General features: G+C 70.3%; 17 protein-coding genes. 10 read left to right on the top strand and 7 right to left on the bottom strand.

Going from position 1 to position 16,626, the window contains the following annotated elements; all coding sequences use genetic code 11:
• The 3 genes from ABS78_RS11285 to ABS78_RS11275 form a co-directional block, all read left to right on the top strand.
• Positions 1–705 (top strand): alpha-isopropylmalate synthase regulatory domain-containing protein (locus tag ABS78_RS11285; protein ID WP_293378722.1); only part of this gene is annotated, 705 nt, incomplete at its 5' end.
• A gap of 167 nt (positions 706–872) precedes the next feature.
• Positions 873–1,754 carry a DMT family transporter gene (locus ABS78_RS11280; protein ID WP_293378719.1) on the top strand — a complete coding sequence of 294 codons (882 nt, stop codon included), beginning with the start codon at positions 873–875 and terminating at the stop codon, positions 1,752–1,754.
• A gap of 66 nt (positions 1,755–1,820) precedes the next feature.
• The gene (locus ABS78_RS11275) at positions 1,821–2,831 is read left to right on the top strand and encodes a kelch repeat-containing protein (RefSeq protein WP_293378716.1); all 1,011 of its coding nucleotides are present in this window, start codon (positions 1,821–1,823) and stop codon (positions 2,829–2,831) included.
• A 9-nt stretch (positions 2,832–2,840) separates the two neighbouring features.
• Here ABS78_RS11275 and ABS78_RS11270 read toward each other — a convergent pair whose 3' ends face one another.
• The 5 genes from ABS78_RS11270 to ABS78_RS11250 all read right to left on the bottom strand — a co-directional run bounded on the left by ABS78_RS11270 (position 2,841) and on the right by ABS78_RS11250 (position 6,911).
• Complete coding sequence (locus ABS78_RS11270) at positions 2,841–3,035, bottom strand: alkylphosphonate utilization protein (RefSeq protein WP_293378725.1); 195 nt, start codon at positions 3,033–3,035, stop codon at positions 2,841–2,843.
• Positions 3,036–3,210: 175 nt separating this feature from the next.
• Positions 3,211–3,381: a hypothetical protein gene (locus tag ABS78_RS11265; RefSeq protein ID WP_293378713.1), complete on the bottom strand. Its 171-nt coding sequence runs from the start codon at positions 3,379–3,381 to the stop codon at positions 3,211–3,213.
• 13 nt (positions 3,382–3,394) lie between these two features.
• On the bottom strand, positions 3,395–3,943 hold the full coding sequence (locus ABS78_RS11260; RefSeq protein WP_293378710.1) for a homogentisate 1,2-dioxygenase: 549 nt from the start codon (positions 3,941–3,943) through the stop codon (positions 3,395–3,397).
• 51 nt (positions 3,944–3,994) lie between these two features.
• Positions 3,995–4,786 (bottom strand): TOBE domain-containing protein, encoded by a 792-nt coding sequence (locus ABS78_RS11255; protein ID WP_293378707.1) that lies wholly within the window; start codon positions 4,784–4,786, stop codon positions 3,995–3,997.
• A 13-nt stretch (positions 4,787–4,799) separates the two neighbouring features.
• Positions 4,800–6,911: a TonB-dependent receptor gene (locus tag ABS78_RS11250; protein WP_293378704.1), complete on the bottom strand. Its 2,112-nt coding sequence runs from the start codon at positions 6,909–6,911 to the stop codon at positions 4,800–4,802.
• Positions 6,912–7,122: 211 nt separating this feature from the next.
• Here ABS78_RS11250 and modA point away from each other — a divergent pair, with 211 nt between their 5' ends.
• The 7 genes from modA (at position 7,123) to rodA (ending at position 14,542) form a co-directional block, all read left to right on the top strand.
• A complete protein-coding gene (modA, locus tag ABS78_RS11245) occupies positions 7,123–7,791 on the top strand; it encodes a molybdate ABC transporter substrate-binding protein (RefSeq protein WP_293378701.1) in 669 nt (222 codons plus the stop codon).
• Positions 7,788–8,471, top strand: coding sequence for a molybdate ABC transporter permease subunit (modB, locus tag ABS78_RS11240; RefSeq protein ID WP_293378698.1), 684 nt, complete (start codon positions 7,788–7,790; stop codon positions 8,469–8,471). Before modA ends, modB begins: the two co-directional genes overlap by 4 nt.
• A 250-nt stretch (positions 8,472–8,721) precedes the next feature.
• Positions 8,722–9,765 (top strand): rod shape-determining protein, encoded by a 1,044-nt coding sequence (locus ABS78_RS11235; RefSeq protein WP_012522835.1) that lies wholly within the window; start codon positions 8,722–8,724, stop codon positions 9,763–9,765.
• 35 nt (positions 9,766–9,800) lie between these two features.
• Complete coding sequence (gene mreC, locus ABS78_RS11230; protein ID WP_293378695.1) at positions 9,801–10,856, top strand: rod shape-determining protein MreC; 1,056 nt, start codon at positions 9,801–9,803, stop codon at positions 10,854–10,856.
• Positions 10,853–11,368, top strand: a complete 516-nt coding sequence (locus ABS78_RS11225) for a hypothetical protein (protein WP_293378692.1) — start codon at positions 10,853–10,855, stop codon at positions 11,366–11,368. The genes mreC and ABS78_RS11225 overlap by 4 nt, the downstream gene beginning before the upstream one ends.
• Before the next feature lie 7 nt (positions 11,369–11,375).
• Positions 11,376–13,391 (top strand): penicillin-binding protein 2, encoded by a 2,016-nt coding sequence (gene mrdA, locus ABS78_RS11220; protein WP_293378689.1) that lies wholly within the window; start codon positions 11,376–11,378, stop codon positions 13,389–13,391.
• Positions 13,388–14,542: a rod shape-determining protein RodA gene (gene rodA / locus ABS78_RS11215; protein ID WP_293378685.1), complete on the top strand. Its 1,155-nt coding sequence runs from the start codon at positions 13,388–13,390 to the stop codon at positions 14,540–14,542. The genes mrdA and rodA overlap by 4 nt, the downstream gene beginning before the upstream one ends.
• 45 nt (positions 14,543–14,587) lie before the next feature.
• Here rodA and pip read toward each other — a convergent pair whose 3' ends face one another.
• Positions 14,588–15,580 (bottom strand): prolyl aminopeptidase, encoded by a 993-nt coding sequence (gene pip / locus ABS78_RS11210; protein WP_293378682.1) that lies wholly within the window; start codon positions 15,578–15,580, stop codon positions 14,588–14,590.
• 8 nt (positions 15,581–15,588) lie between these two features.
• Positions 15,589–16,581: an alpha/beta hydrolase gene (locus ABS78_RS11205; protein WP_293378679.1), complete on the bottom strand. Its 993-nt coding sequence runs from the start codon at positions 16,579–16,581 to the stop codon at positions 15,589–15,591.
• Between the last annotated feature and the right edge of the window lie 45 nt (positions 16,582–16,626).

Here is a 16,626-nt window from a genome sequence, read left to right as displayed (position 1 = left end):
CAGTTCAACAAGGCCATCGTCGGCAAGAACGCCTTCGCCCACGAGAGCGGCATCCACCAGGACGGGATGCTGAAGAACGCCGAGACCTACGAGATCATGAAGCCCGAGGACGTGGGCCAGATCGAGTCGAACCTGGTCATGGGCAAGCACTCGGGCCGCCACGCCTTCCGCGAGAAGCTGAAGGACCTGGGCTACGAGCTGGGCCAGAACGCGCTGAACGAGGCGTTCCAGCGCTTCAAGGACCTGGCCGACAAGAAGAAGCACGTCTTCGACGACGACATCGTGGCCCTGGTGGACGACGCGTTGGCCAGCGGCTCCGACAAGGTCCAGGTCAAGCACCTGCGCGTCATCGCAGGCACCGAGGGGCCGCAGGAGGCCTTCCTGACCGTCACCATCGACGGCGACGAGAAGAGCGCCAACGCCACCGGCGACGGCCCGGTGGACGCCGTGTTCAACGCGATCCATGCGGTGGTGCCGCATGAGGCGGTCCTGCGCCTGTTCCAGGTGCATGCCGTGACCGAGGGCACGGACGCCCAGGCCCAGGTCTCGGTCCGTCTCGAAGAGGACGGCCGGATCGCCACCGGCTCGGCGGCCGACACCGACACCCTGACCGCCTCGGCCAAGGCCTATGTGAACGCGCTCAACAACCTCTTCGCCCGCAAGGAGAAGAGCGCGCCCGCCGCGCGGGTGGCCAGCGGGTTCTAGGGGCTGCCTGGAACCTGACGGCGTCATGGCCGGGCTCGCCCGGCCATCCATATCCACCGATCGCAGACCCTCCGGGACGCGGCGTCGCCGCGTCGATTTCCGGCGTCGCCAGTGCGTCTGGATGACCCGGAAGAGGCCGGCCGCGACGATCGGAGCGGGGTGAGAATGTGCTCTGGATTCTTCTGACTGCGGCTGCGGCGCCGCTGCAGGTCGCCCGCAATGCTTTGCAGCGCGGACTGGTTGGGGACGCCGGCCCGTGGGGCGCGACGTTGGTGCGCTTCCTGTTCGGCTTGCCGTTCTCGATCGTGATGTTCGCCGTCGTGGTGGTGCTGACCCCGGACGCCGCGCCGCAGGCGTCGTGGCGGTTCGCGCTGGCGGTGATGGTCGGCGCGATCACCCAGATCGCGGCGACCGGTCTCCTTCTGCTGGCCATGCGCCAGTCGGGCTTTGCGGTGGCCACGGTGATGCAGCAGTCGTCGCTGCCGCTGGGCGCCCTGATGGGCCTTGTGCTCCTGGGCGACCGCCTGAGCGGGGCGGCCTGGATCGGCGTGGCGGTGGCGACGGGGGGCCTTGTGGTCCTGTCCTGGCCCCGTCGGGAGGATTTCCGGGGCGGCATGGCGGGCGCGCTCCTGGGGCTCGGGTCCGGCGCGGCGTTCGGCATAGCGCTGAACAGCTACCGTCAGGCCGGTCTGGCGCTGGATGCGCAGCATCCGATCTATTCGGCGATGGCCGCGCTGGTCTGCGCGCAGGCGTTCCAGTCGGTGCTGCTCACCGCGATCCTGGCGGCGCGCGATCCCAGGGCGTTGAAGGCGGTCGGAGCCTCGTGGCGGCCGTCGCTGGGCGCGGGCTTCTTCGGCTCGGCGGCCTCGGCCTGCTGGTTCGCGGCGCTGTCGCTCGCGCCGGCGGGGCCGGTGAGGGCCGTGGGGGTGATCGAGACGCCCATCGCCGCGGCCGTCGGGCGGCGCCTGTTCCGCGAGACGCCCACCCCGCGCCAATGGATCGGCGGGGCGCTGACCGGCGTCGGCGTGGTGATGACGGCTCTGGGTTGACGGCCTAGGGATGACGGGGCGCAAGCCCGCCTTGACCGGAGCAGCCGCGCGGGTTGGCATGGCGGAATGATCGATCGCCGCACCGTTCTCGCCGCGATGGCCGCCGGCCTCGCCCCGGCCACCGCCACCGCAAATCCGGACGCCGGGGCGGGGTGGCGGTCGTGTGCGCCTGTCCCCTGGACGGTTCAGGAGGTCTACGGGACGGTCTGGCGGGGCCAGGCGGTGATCGCCGGCGGCATGTCGCCGGGACTCCAGAGGACCGCCGAGGGCGTGCGTGCGGGGATCAACCCCCAGGATCGGATCGGGATCTACAGCCCGACGACGGACGCGTGGCGCGAAGGGGCGAAGTTGCCGTTCCCGCGCCACCACCCGGTTCTGGCGACCGCGCGCGATCGCGTTCACGTTCTCGGCGGGTACAGAGTGGCCGAGGGGGGCTGGATGGCCGTTCCCGACGCGCTGGTCCTGGACGGGAACGCCTGGCGACCGCTGCCGCCCATGCCAAGGCTTCAGTGCGAGACCGTGGCCGTCGCCCTGGGCGATCGCATCCACCTCGCCAGCGGACGGGCGCCGAAGGGCGAGCAGAATCTGGAATGGAGCGACCAGGGCGACATCGACGCCCATCAGGTGTTCGACGCCCGCGCCGGCCGGTGGGACACCGCGCGGCCGTGCCCTCTGGCCCGCAACAGCGCGGCCGGAGCCGAGATCGGCGGCCTGTTCTATCTCGCCGGCGGCCGGCGCGTCGGCGAGGGCAATTCCGCGCAACTGGACGCCTACGACCCGAAGACGGACCGCTGGACGACCTTGCGCCCCATGCCCAGGGCGGCTGGCGGCCTGGCCGCGGCGGCCGCGGGCGGGAAGCTCTACGTCTTCGGCGGAGAGGGTGGGCCGGGCGTGATCGCCGACACCTGGTCGTACGACCCCAAGACCGACCGGTGGACGGGCGAGCCCGGGATGGCCACGCCCCGTCACGGCCTGGCGGGCGTGGGGATCGGCGGCCGCGTCTACGCCATCGGGGGCGGGGCCAAGGAGAGCGGCGGTCAGGTCACGGCGACGGTCGAGGCGCTGATCCCGCGCTGAAGGGCAGGCTCAGGCCTTCTTCACGAACTCCGCCCGCAGGACGAGACCCTTGATGGTCTCGTGTCGGCCGTCGATCTCCTGGGGATCGCCGGTCAGGCGGATCGAGCGGATCGTCGTGCCGCGCTTCAGGGTCTGGCCCGCGCCCTTGACCTTGAGGTCCTTGATCAGGGTCACGGCGTCGCCGTCGGCCAGCACGTTGCCCACCGAGTCCCGGACCTCGACGGCGGCCGGCCCCGTCCGGGCGGCGGCTTCGGCGGCGCTGACCCATTCGCCGCTGGCTTCGTCATAGACGAATTCCTCGCTGTCGCTCATGTCGCTCTCCCGCCTTGCGGCCCAGCGCATAGCGCCTCGAAACGGCCCGAAGCAAGTCCGGGACACTTCAGGCCGGGCGCGGTTCAGAGCGGGCGGTCGCAGGCGGTGCGGTGCGGGGCAGGGCGTGGCGCGGGTCGCGCAGGAAGCCTTCGTCGGTGAGGCCTTCCAGGAAGGCGACCAGGCGGGCGGTGTCCGCCGGCGAGGGCGCGGCCCGGTCGCCGGGCCGCGCGCGCGTCATGGAGATGGCGTCGTCAGGGCCGCTCGGCCACCAGGATCGAGAGGTCCGGCGCGCCGTTCGCCGCGATCTGGATCACGTAGCGGCCGGGCTCCAGCGGGAACGCCACCATCTTGCGGATGCCGGTGCATGCGGGCCCGCGCCCGTGCGCGGTCGATTCCACCACCTTGCCGTCGCGCACCACGTCGATCCAGGCGCCGGTGGAGAGGGCGACGGTGTAGGTCCCGGCCTTCGGGGCGTCGAAGGCGAAGAGGCCGCCGTAGCTGACCGACCCGCCGGGCTTCGCGGGGCGGAGAGCGTAGGTCACCTCCGGCGTGCGCGGCAGGGTGGCGGCCGCGGCATGGCCCAGGGGCAGGCGGGCGGTGTCGAGGTTCTCGGGCGCGCCGGCGGCCGGGAGCGGCGTGGCGTGACTCCAGCCCGCCAGGTCGGCCGGCGGAGCGACGACGCCCGAGCATGCCGCATCCTCCATCGGTGGCGTCGAGGCCTGGGCCAGCGCGCCCGAGGGTGTCGAGACGGACGCGGCGAACAGCGCGGCGAGGACGGCAAGGGCGTGGGTCCGGCGCAAGAGTCCCTCCGAGGCGTTGTGTGAAAAGACTACATAACGCGACGAACGCGGCTACTCCACCGCCAGGATCACATGCGGCGCCTTGACCAGCGCGGTCACCGCGTCGCCGGGCTTGAGGTCCAGGGCCTGGGCGCTCTCCAGGGTGACGGTGGCGACCAGGGTCTTGCCGCCGCCGATGTCGAGCCCGACCTCGGTGTTGACGGCGCCGTCCTCGCGCCAGGCCACGGCGCCGGGAATCTGGTTCCGGGCCGAGGTGCGCAGGGGGCCGCCCGTGGCGAGCACGATGAAGCTGGCCTTGATGAGGGCGATGGCCGGCCTTCCGACCGCCAGCTCCAGGTCCTCGATGCTGCGCCGGGTGAGCACGGCGGTGATGGCCACGCCGTCGGCCAGGGTCAGGGTCACCTCGCCGCTGACGGCGCCCGGGGTGATCTCGGTGACGACGCCGCGGAGCGCGTTGCGGGCGCTGGTCTTCATGCCGAGGCTCCAGAACAGGTCGTGGGCGGGCTCGCCGCCCAGCGCAGAGTCCAGCTTGGCGAGCGCGGCGTCCAGTTCCGTCTGCACCCGCCGGAAGGCCGTGACGACGGCGCGACCGCGGGGCGTCACCACGGCCGCCCCGCCGCTGCGGCCGCCGGGCGCGGCCTCGATCAGCGGGGTGTCGAACAGGTTGTTCAGGGCCTGGACGACGTCCCAGGCGCCTTTGTAGCTGAGGCCGAGCCGCTTCGCCGCGGCGCTGATCGAGCCCAGCTCGGCGACGGCCTCGACGAGGGCGACCCGCTCCAGGCCCACCCGCGCCAGCGCGCCCCGCCGCAGGGTCAGGGTCGCGATCAGGCCGTCGTCCGGCATCGTGGGGCCTCCGTCAGAACCTCGCCCGGATGGTGGCATAGAACGAGCGGCCCGCCTCGGGGAACCCGTCCGTGAGCTGGTAGTCCTGATCGCCAAGGTTCTGCACGGCGAGGGTGGCGGTGAGACTGTCCGTCATCTCGATGTCGGCCGCGAGGTTCACGAGGAGGTACGACCCGGTCTTGTACCAGACGGTCGGCGCCGTGGTGGTGACCGTCCACCGCTGGCTGGCGTACTCGACGTTCGGCCGCACGGTCAGCCGCGGGATCGGCCGCCAGTTCGCATAGAGGAACGCCTTCCAGTCGGGGGCGCCCTGGGGCCGGAAGGCGGGGTTGGTGGGGTCGGTCAGCTTGCGGTGCAGCCAGGTAACGTTGCCCCCCGCGTCGAGGGTCTCGGAAAGCTGCGCCGCCACGCTGCCCTCGACGCCGTAATACTCGCCGTCGGCGGCGTTCTTGGTCTGGTTGACGTTGCCGAAGCCCGGGACGTTGACCGGGATCTGGATCAGGGCGTCCTTGAGGTCGGAATAGAACACGGCCCCGGTCAGCCGCACGCCCGGCGCGGCCTCGACTTCGGCGCCCAGCTCGAAGCTGGTGGCGCGTTCCTCTTTCACGTCTGGGTTGGGAATGGCCGTCCCCATGCGCGCGCTGAAGCGCTCGAACACCGTGGGGAAGCGGGCGCGGCTGGACACGCTGGCGTGCAGGCGGGTGGTGTCGTCCACCCTCCAGAGCAGGGCGGCCTGGCCGTTCAGCGCCTCGTTGTTCCGCTTGGGATAGGTCACGGGCAGGAAGTTGATGACGCTGTTCTGGGTCGTCGTGCCGACGACCTGGACGTTGACGTCGTTGGCGACCCTCAGGTCTGTCCAGTCGTAGGACGCGCCCACCACCAGATCCAGGTCTTCGCCCAGCGCGGTCGTGTATTCCCCGGCCACCGAGTAGGTGTGCTCGTCGTTGGTCTGGCGCGGCTCGGAATAGGGGGCGTTGACCGACGGATTGCCTGTCGCGGGCGTCCGCGTGAACCCGTCCTGGCGCTCGTGGTGGACGTCGCGCCGGGCGTAGAAGACGCCCTTGAGCTGGCTGGTGTCGCTGATCGCCCAGTCCACGGCGATGTTCCCGCCCACGGCGTGGTCCTCGTAGTAGCTGTTGAAGGCGCGCGGCAGGCTCTGGGTCGTCTGGGTGGCGCTGTCGAAGGCCGACAGCAGGTTGTCGAAGGTGTTGCGGTAGAGGCGCGTGCGCAGCGTGAGGTCGTCGCTCAACCGGGTGCGAGTGAGCAGCGCGAGGCTGTCGGTGTTCCAGTAGGGCCAGCTCCAGAACCGGGTGTTGGCGGCGTCGCGTACGCTGTACGGGGCGTTCTTCTCGCCCTCGCTGCGCGTGTAGTTGATCGAATATTCGTCGGTGTCGTTGGGTCGCCAGCCGGCCTTGAGATTGATCCGCCAGTCCTCCGAGCCCGAGTTGCCGCGAACGCCGCCGTTCTCCAGCGGGGTGGCGTCGAACTTTTTCGAGAGCGTGAAGTGGTCGCGGTCGGACCAGGCGCCGGAAGCCTGCCAGTAGAGGTCTCCGCTCACGCCGCCGACGCGGCCCGAGAGCACCCCGGCCTCGCCGCTCAGCCGGCGGTTGGCGAAGATCGAGCCCTGGAGGTCGGCCTCGAACGCCCGCGTGGGCTTGACCGTGACGAGGTTGATCGCCCCGCCGAGGCCGCCGGGTCCGTCTAGGACCGAGACGTAGCCCTTCGAGATCTGCACCTGCGCCAGGTCGGCGGTGAGGAAGCGGGCGAAGTCGATCCGGTTGTCCGCCGGCAGGAAGACCCGGACGCCGTCGATCGAGAGCGTCGTCTGGAACCGGTCGAACCCGCGGACGAAGATCACCCGCTCGTTGCGTGAGCCGCCGGTGTTCGAGGCATTGGTCCCAGGCACGAGCGACAGGGCCTGATCGACCGAGAACTTGGCGTAGCTGCGCAGGGTCTCGCCCGAGATCTTGGCGCCGCCGATCGCCTCGCCCGAGCGGCTCTTGGCGGTGACGACCAGCTCGCCGAGGTCGTAGACTTCCGTTCCGGCCGCCTCGCGCTCGGCGGCCTGGGCCACGACGGCGCTCAGGGCTAGGGTGGAGCCCAGCAGTAGGATTCTCAAAGTCATCGCCGCCCTCGTTCGCGTTATGTAGAGTCGCTACATAACGAATGGAGCCCTTGCCGTCATGCGACGCCGCGCATTGCTTTTTGCAATCATCACGGGCGTGATCCCGGCGGCGCCGGCGTACGCGGCCCAGGCTGCCCCAGGCCAGGCTGCCCCAGGCCAGGCTGCCCCAGGCCAGGCTGTCCCAGGCCAGGCTGTCCCAGGCCGGGCCCTGGTGGCGGTGGCCGCCAACTTCACCGAGCCGGCGCGCGAGATCGCCACGCGGTTCAAGGCCCGCACCGGGCACGATGCGGTGCTGAGCTTCGGCTCGTCGGGCCAGTTCTACGCCCAGGTCGCCAACGGGGCGCCGTTCGAGGTCTTCCTGTCGGCCGACCGCCAGCGACCCGAGAGGGCCGACGCCGAGGGGCTGGCGCAGCCGGGCAGCCGGTTCACCTACGCCGTCGGCCGGCTGGTGCTCTATTCGAGGACGCCGGGCCTGGTGGACGGGCGCGGAGCGGTGCTGCGGACCGACCGTTTCCGCAAGCTGGCGGTGGCCGATCCCAAGACAGCGCCCTATGGCCTGGCGGCCCATGAGACCATCGACCGGATGGGTCTGCGCGCGAGGCTGGCGCCGAAGCTGGTCCAGGGGACGTCCATCGCCCAGACCTATCAGTTCGTGGACAGCGGGGCGGCGGAGCTGGGCTTCGTGGCCCTGTCGCAGGTGGCCTCGGCCAAGGGGGGCTCGCGCTGGCTGGTGCCGGCCGGCCTGCATACGCCGATCGACCAGCAGGCGGTGCTGCTGAAGCGTGGTGCGGGCAACCCGGCGGCCCGGGCCTTCATGGCCTTTCTGAAGGGCGCCGAGGCCAAGGCGATCATCCGACGCTACGGCTACGAGGTCCCGTGACGCCTTTCCTGGATGTCGTCCTGCTGACCCTGCGGCTGGCGGCCGTCACCACGGTCATCCTGCTGCTGCTGTCGACGCCGCTCGCCTGGTGGCTGGCGCGTCGGCGTGGGTGGTTTCCGGAGATCGTGGGCGCCCTCGTCGCGCTGCCGATCGTGCTGCCGCCGACGGTGCTGGGCTTCTACCTGCTGATCGCCCTGGGGCCGAACAGCCCGCTGATGGCGCCGCTGCAGGCGCTGGGCGTCCATACCCTGGCCTTCACCTTCGAGGGTCTGGTGATCGGTTCGATCTTCTATTCCCTGCCGTTCGCCGTGCAGCCGCTGCGCAACGCCTTCCAGGCCGTGGGCGACGACAATCTGGACGCCGCGGCCACGCTGGGCGCCTCGCGCTGGGCCACCTTCGTCCGCGTGGCGCTGCCGCTCTCGGTTCCCGGCTATGTGGTGGCCGCCATTCTCACCTTCGCCCACACCATCGGGGAGTTCGGCGTGGTGCTGATGATCGGCGGCGGCATTCCCGGCGAGACGAACGTGCTGTCGATCGAGATCTTCAAGGCCGTGGAATCCCTGGAATGGGACCGGGCCCACGCCATGGCGGCCCTGCTCGCGGCCTTCGGTTTCGCCGTGGTGCTCAGCTTCCTGCGGCTGGAGCGGAGGATCACCATTCCCCTGCTCAACGCGCGGTAGACCGGCCCATTCCCGCCCTGCGATGGAAATCGGGCGATTCCACGGCGAAACAAGGTTCTTCGGCTCGCGCGCGGCGCGAATCCTCATACCTCTCTTTAAGCCTTGAAATGCCCAATTCCTCAGGGCAGAGGGACGCTGAAAGCCCGCCAGACAAAGCGCGCCGACTCGCCGCATCCTTACGTGTCAGTCGCGCCGGCTTTGGCCACCTCTGTCGGTCCGCCCCCTTCGCCCCCTTGCTCCAGGGCCCTGCATGATCTCGTCTCTCTTCGGCGCCATCTCGAACGACATCGCCATCGACCTCGGCACCGCCAACACCCTGATCTACATGAAAGGCAAGGGCATCGTGCTGAACGAGCCCTCGGTCGTGGCGCTGCGCAACGTGGGCGGCCGCAAGGTGGTCCACGCCGTCGGCATAGAGGCCAAGCAGATGCTGGGCCGTACGCCGGGCCACATGGAAGCCATCCGTCCCATGCGTGACGGGGTCATCGCCGACTTCGAAGTCGCCGAGGAGATGATCAAGTACTTCATCCGCAAGGTTCACAACCGCAAGGGCTTCGTGAACCCCAAGGTGATTGTGTGCGTGCCGTCGGGCGCCACCGCGGTGGAGCGCCGCGCCATCAACGATTCCTGCCTGAACGCCGGCGGTCGCCGCGTCGGCCTGATCGACGAGCCGATGGCCGCCGCCATAGGGGCGGGCCTGCCGATCCACGAGCCGACCGGTTCGATGGTGGTCGACATCGGCGGCGGCACCACCGAGGTGGCCGTCCTTTCGCTTTCCGGCATCGTCTATTCCCGCTCGGTCCGCGTCGGCGGCGACAAGATGGACGAGGCGATCATCAGCTACATGCGCCGCAACCATAACCTTCTGATCGGCGAGACCACGGCCGAGCGGATCAAGAAGGAGATCGGCACCGCCCGCGCGCCCGCCGACGGCGAGGGCCTGTCGATCGAGGTCAAGGGCCGCGACCTGATGCAGGGCGTGCCGCGCGAAGTCCGCATCAGCGAGAAGCAGGCGTCCGACGCCCTGTCCGAGCCGGTGGGCCAGATCGTGGACGCCGTGAAGATGGCGCTGGAAGCCACGCCGCCGGAACTCGCCTCGGACATCGCCGACAAGGGCATCATGCTCACGGGCGGCGGCGCGCTGCTCCGTGGCCTGGACGCCGAGATCCGCGACCATACCGGCCTGCCGGTCACGGTGGCCGACGATCCGCTGTCGTGCGTGGCCCTGGGCTGCGGCAAGGTGCTCGAACATCCCAAGTGGATGAAGGGCGTGCTGGAATCCACCCTGGCGTAAGGGCCGCGCCGCAAGGGCGGTAGGGGCGAACCGGGATGCCCTTGAGGGACAATCCGCTCGGCGAACTGAAGGTCCCGCTGACCTGGACGGCGGGGATCGCCTTTATCGTCGTGCTGATCGTCGCGGTGGCGGCGCTACTGTCGGATCGGCGCGAGGCGTTCGACACCGACGAGTACGGCAATCCCCGCACCCTGTCCGATCGGGTTCTCGCGCCCGTGGGCGAGATCGCCTCGGCGCCGGGACGGCTGACAGGCCAGGGCGTGGAAGGCGTGCGCGGCTACTTCTTCGCCGTCTCCGAGAACCGCCGGCTGCGCGAGGAGCTGGAGAAGGCGCGCCGCTGGCAGGAGATCGCCGTCTCCCTCCAGGACACCAACGAACGCTATCGCGCCATCCTGGGCCTGAAGACCGATCCGCCGATCCCGATGGCGAGCGCGCGCGTGGTCACCGACAGCCGTGGCCCGTTCGCCCAGTCGCGGCTGGCCAACGCCGGGACCGAGCGGGGGATCAAGCCCGGCAACCCCGTGATGAGCGAGAACGGCCTGATCGGCCGCGTGGTGGGCGCCGGCCAGGACGTCAGCCGAATATTGCTGCTCACCGATCCGGCGTCGCGCACGCCGGTGATGATCGACCGGACCAATTCGCGCGCCATCCTGACCGGCGACGGCGGCCCCAATCCGCGCCTCGAATATCTGCGCGGCTCGGCGGCGGTGCGCGAGGGCGACGTGATCCTCACCTCGGGCGACGGCGGTCTGCTGCCGCGCGGCCTGCCGGTGGGCGTGGCGGTGCGCGGGCTCGACGGCCGCTGGCGGGTGGCCCTGGCGGCCGACAAGGCGCCGGTCGACTACGTGCGCATCCTGTTGTTCGAAGACTTCACCCAGCTCGCCCGGACCCAGAACCTGACGCCGGCGGGCGCGCCGCCGCCCACGCCGGGCGCCGAGACCTTGCCGCCGCCGCCCAGGCTGGTGGCGCCGCCCCCGACTGCGGCGACGCCCGCGCCCAAGGCCGGCGCCTCGGCCCCTGCCGCTTCGCCGGCGCGCGGCGGCGCGACGCCGCCCGCCAAGGCCCCGCCATCGCCCGGGGGCGGGCGATGACCGGAAGCGCGGCCCGCGGCCTGCCGCCCTGGCGCTGGCTCGGCGTGCCGATGCTTCAGGTCATGGCGGTGACCTTCGTGTTCGCCCTGCCCTTGCGCTTCTGGGGCCTGTCGCTGCCCGAACCGCTGTTCGCCATGCCGGTGGTGTTCGCCTGGGCGGTGATCCGGCCGGCCATGCTGGCGCCGCCCGCAGCGCTGCTTCTGGGCCTGTTCCTCGACATGCTGTGGGGGACGCCGGCGGGCTTCTGGGCGGTCTGCCTGCTGTTGCCCTACGGTCTGGTGCTGGGCGGGCGGGGAATGCTGGCGGGCCAGAGCCAGCTCATGATGTGGACATGGTACGCCGCCGCCACGGGCGTAGCCCTCGGGGCGGGCTATCTCATCACCATGCTGGAGACGCAGGTGGCGCCCGATCCCGTAAGTGTGGGTTGGCAATTTCTCGCCACTGTCATTCTCTATCCGTTCGCGCACCGGCTGATCGACCGGTTCGAGGACGCCGACGTCCGGTTCCGGTGACAGGCCCATGACCCAACCCGCCATCTTCTTCGAGGAGGTCAACGAACGGCAGGGCGTGTTCCATCGGCGCGCCATCCTGCTGGGGGCCTGCGCCGGGCTGGGGATCGGCGCGCTCACCGCACGGCTGGCCTATCTCCAGCTCTACCAGACCGAACGGTTCGAGAAGCTGGCCACGTCGAACCAGTTCAACTTCAAGCTCGCGCCGGCGCCGCGCGGCGTTGTCGTGGACCGCAACGGCGCGGTCCTGGCGGCCAACCGCCCCAACTTCCGTCTTCTGGTGGCCCGCGACACCGGCCTCGACACCGAGACCACCATCAAGACCCTGGCCGAGTTCGTTCCTCTGACCGATGCGCGCCAGCGCCGGCTGCTGCGCGACATCAACAGCGCCCCCCGGCGCGCGCCGGTCTCGGTGATGGAGGACATGAGCTGGGAGCAGTTCTCCGCCATCAACATCCGGGCGCCCGAGCTGCCGGGCGTCACCGCCGACATGGGCGAGGTGCGGGTCTATCCCCACGGCGGCGCCTTCGCCCACGTGATCGGCTATGTGGCCAAGGTGAACCGCGAGGACATCGCCGCCACCGGCCCAAACGCCGACCCGATCATGATGCATCCCAGCTTCCGCATCGGGAAGCAGGGGGTGGAAAAGGCCTTCGACCTCGAACTCCGCGGCCGGCCCGGCGCGCGCAAGGTCGAGGTGGACGCCAACGGCCGCGAGGTGGGCCACGATGACGGCGGCGACATCGCGGCCATTCCCGGCCAGGAGATCCAGCTCACCCTGGACGTCGATATCCAGAACCGCGCGCTGGAGGTGTTCGGCGAGGAGAGCGGCGGCGCGGTGATGATGGACTGCCGCACCGGCGACATCCTCTGCATGGCCTCGGCCCCCTCGTTCGACGCCAACCGCTTCGTGCGCGGCCTGACCGGGGGCGAGTACCGGGCGCTGGCGAACTACGAGCGACGTCCGCTGCTCGACAAGTGCCTGTCGGGCCTCTACCCGCCGGGCTCCACCTTCAAGATGATGACGGCGCTGGCGATCCTGAACGCCGGGATCAGCCCTGAAGAGCGGGTGGGCTGCGGCGGCGGGATGAACTTCGGCGGCCGCTTCTTCCACTGCCACAAGCGCGGCGGGCACGGCTCCCAGAACCTGCACGACGCCATCAAGAACTCCTGCGACACCTACTTCTACGCCATGTCGCTCCGGGTCGGGCCCGACCGCATCGCCGAGGCGGCGCGCGCGTTCGGCCTGGGTCAGGTGTTCGACATCGGAATCCCCGGGCAGAAGAAGGGGACGGTCCCGGACCGGGCCTGGAAGAAGAGCTACTTCGCCAAGAACCCCGCCCAGGCCGAATGGTGGCCGGGCGAGAACCTCTCGTACGCGATCGGCCAGGGCTACCTCCAGGTGAACTGTCTGCAACTCGCCGTCATGACCGCCCGGCTGGCCAATGCGCAGAAGGCCCTGAACCCCCGCCTCGTCATGTCGGTGGGCGGCAGGGAGCGGCCGCGCGGCTCGGATGTCCCCGACCTTCCGTTCGATCCCGACCATATCGCCTACGTCCGGCGGGGCATGGCCGCGGTGACCGATGTGGGCGGCACCGCCTGGCGCGCCAGCCAGCTCGGCCTTGGCGACATCACCATGGCCGGCAAGACCGGGACGGCCCAGGTGCGCAACTACGACAAGGGCGGCCATCGCGGAAAGGGCGGTCCCTGGCGGCTGCGCGACCACGGCCTGTTCGTGGCCTTCGCGCCGATCGACGAGCCGCGCTACGCCCTGGCGGTGATCGTGCAGCACGGCATGGGCGGCTCCACCGCCGCCGCCCCCCGGGCGCGCGAGATCATGCGGACGGCCCTGCTGAAGGATCCCGAGATCCTGGCCCGCGTGCAGAAGCCGCTGCCGATGCCCCAGATGACGCCCGATCCCGAGCTGGACCTGCTGCCCGATCCGCCGACGCTGCTGACGCCCGACGGAGACCCGATACCCGCGTCCGCGCCGGCGACGCCGACCGCCCGAGGACGGCCCGCATGACCGCCTCCGCTCTCACCCGGCCCGGCGAACGCGACCGCCTGGTCGTCAAGCTGTCCGAGATCGACTGGCTGTTCGTGCTGGTGCTCTGCCTGATCGCGGGCGCCGGTTCGCTGATGCTGTTCTCGATCGCCGGCTCCTCGTGGCAGCCGTGGGCCTGGAACCATGCGTCGAGGTTCGGCATCTGCCTGCTGTTGTTGCTGGTCCTCGCGGTGATCGACATCCGGGTGTGGTTCGCCATCGCCTATCCGCTTTACGCGGTGGGCCTGCTGCTGCTGGTGGCGGTCGAGGTGGCGGGCGACGTTCGCCTGGGCGCTCAGCGATGGCTCTCTATCGGCGGGTTCAGTTTCCAGCCGTCCGAGGTGATGAAGCTGGGGATCGTGCTGGCGCTGGCGCGGCTCTATCACGGCGTCTCGGCCGAGCGGGCGCGGCTCTCCTGGTGGCTGCTGGTTCCGACGGCGATGATCGCCGCGCCGGTGCTGCTGGTGGCGCACCAGCCCGACCTGGGCACGGCCATGCTCATCCTGATGACGGGCGTGGCGATCGTGGTCCTGGCCGGCCTTTCGTGGAAGATCATCGGGGCGGGCGTCGCGCTCTTCATGGCGATCGTACCGCCGTTTGTCGCGTTCGTGATGCACCCCTACCAGCGCCAGCGGGTCATGACCTTCCTGGACCCGGAGAGCGATCCGTCCGGGGCCGGCTATCACATCCTCCAGTCGATGATCGCCCTGGGTTCGGGCGGCGCGCTCGGCAAGGGCTACGGCCTGGGTTCGCAGAGCCAGCTCAACTTCCTGCCCGAGAAGCAGACCGACTTCATCTTCGCCGCGCTCGCCGAGGAGTTCGGGTTCGTGGGCTGCGTCTCGGTGCTGGTTCTCTACGCCGCGGCGATCTTCATGGCGTTGCGGACCGCCTATGTCAGCCACAGCCATTTCGGCCGGCTGGCCGCGGCCGGCGTCACCGCCACCTTCACCGTCTACATGCTGATCAACGGGGCGATGGTCATGGGGCTGGCGCCGGTCGTGGGCGTGCCCATGCCGATGCTGAGCTACGGCGGCACCGTCATGCTGACCGTGATGATCGGCTTCGGCCTCGTCCAGTCGGTGCGCGTCCACCGCTACTCGGAGGTGACCAGCGGCAAGGGCAGCTTCGTGTGACGTGCGATGTCCCTTCCGCCCGGCGGAAGGGAAGCGCGCGGGGCGTCAGATCCGCAACGCCTGATCGGTCGCCCGGACCAGGGCGTCCACGACGCCCGGCTCGGTCGAGGCGTGGCCCGCGTCCCAGACCACCTCGAAGCGCGCGGTCGGCCACGCGTTCCGGAGCCGCCAGGCGCTTTCCAGCGGGGTCACCACGTCGAAGCGGCCCTGGACGATCCAGCCGGGGATGTCCTTCAGCACGTGGGCGTTCTCGATCAGCCAGTCGGGGGTGTCGAAGAAGCCGCCGTTGACGAAGTAGTGGCACTCGATGCGCGCGAACGCGATGGCGAAGTCGATCTCGTTGAACTTGGACGGCCGCGCCTCGGGGCCGCGGATCGAGATCGTGTCGCCCTCCCATTGGCTCCAGGCGGCCGCCGCCTCGGCCTGGACGCGGCGGTCGGGATGGGTCAGCCGCCGGTGATAGGCGGCCATCATGTCCCCGCGCTCCTCGAGGGGGATCGGCGCGCAGAAGCGGGCCCAGGCGTCCGGGAACATCATCGAGGCCCCGTCCTGGTAGAACCAGCGCAACTCGCGCGCCGTCACCAGGAACACGCCCCGCAGCACCAGGCTCTCGACCCGCTCGGGGTGCTTGATGGCGTAGGCCAGAGCCAGGGTGGAGCCCCACGATCCGCCGAACACGCACCACTTTTCGATCCCGAGGCGGACGCGCAGGCGCTCGATGTCTTCGATCAGGGTCCAGGTGGTGTTGTCCTCCAGACTGGCGTTGGGTCGGCTCCGGCCGCAGCCGCGTTGGTCGAACAGGACCATCCGCCACTTCGCCGGATCGAAGAACCGCCGCATGGTGGGGTTGATCGCGCCGCCCGGCCCGCCGTGCAGGATCACGCACGGCTTGCCGGTCGGATTGCCGCACTCCTCGTAGAAGATCTCGTGCGGTCCGCCGGTCGGCAGCCAGCCGCTGGAGAACGGCTCGCTCTCGCGGAAGAGGCCTCGCCGATGGGCGGAGGTCGAGACGGTGAGCGCCGGGGCGGTGCGGTCCATGCCCCTTTCTACTTCGGGAACCGCCTCTCCAGCCAGTCCAGGATCAGCCGGTTGACCTCCGCGGGCTTCTCCTGCTGCGTCCAATGGCCGGAACCGGCCACCATGTGCGTTTCCAGATCGCCGATGAACCCGGGCATGGGCTCGGCCGCCGATGGCGGCAGGACCGCGTCCCGCTCGGCCGTGATCATCAGGCAGGGGACGCCGTCGATGCGCGTCGCCTGTCCTTCGGTCATCTCCCAGTTCCGCGTGAAGTTGCGATACCAGCTCACCGGGCCGAAGAAGCCGCCCTCGCGGAAGGCGTCGGCGAAGACCGCCAGTTCGTCGGGGGGCAACAACGGCTCGCCGCCGGACGTGCCGTCCCAGGCCTTGAGCAGGTCCCGGAAGGCGAACGTGGAGCCCGACGCCGCAGCGGCGGTCATGGCCGCGGCGGCCGCCGCCGGATCCATCGGCTTGCGCATGAAGAACGACAGGGTTCGCGTCGTGTCGGCGCCCAGCACCGCTTCCGGCTCGTCCGGCGTCTGGAACCAGACGATGTACATGTCCGGCCCGAAGCGCTTGCGCATGATGGCGATGGGGTCGGCCGGCGCCCGCGGCGAGAAGGGCGTGTTCAGGCCGATGACGCCCGCCACCCGCTCCGGATGCATGAACGGCATCTGCCATACGACGAACCCGCCCCAGTCGTGGCCGCAGAAGACGGCTGTCTCCGCGCCCACGTGATCGAGCAGTCCCGCCAGATCCCCGGTGAGCTTGTCGATGCCGTAGTCCTCCACCCGGTCCGGCTTCGACGAGAGGCCGTAGCCGCGCTGGTCGGGCGCGATCACCCAGCGGCCGGCGTCGGCCAGCGCCTGGATCTGGTGGCGCCACGAGAACGCCAGTTCGGGAAAGCCGTGGCTGAAGACGATGGGGACGCCCTCCCGCGGCCCGGCCTCGTAGTAGGCGATTTCGACGCCGTTCACCGCCGCGCGCTTCACGGCGGGCATCATGGTCTCCAGCGCGGACATCGGCGGTTCTCCTGGCTTGTTGAACTCCCACCGACCCAGTAGGGC

Origin of the sequence: Phenylobacterium sp. SCN 70-31, assembly GCF_001724605.1 — a bacterium.
Classification (GTDB): domain Bacteria; phylum Pseudomonadota; class Alphaproteobacteria; order Caulobacterales; family Caulobacteraceae; genus Phenylobacterium.
This window is presented reverse-complemented; position numbering and strand designations above follow the sequence as displayed.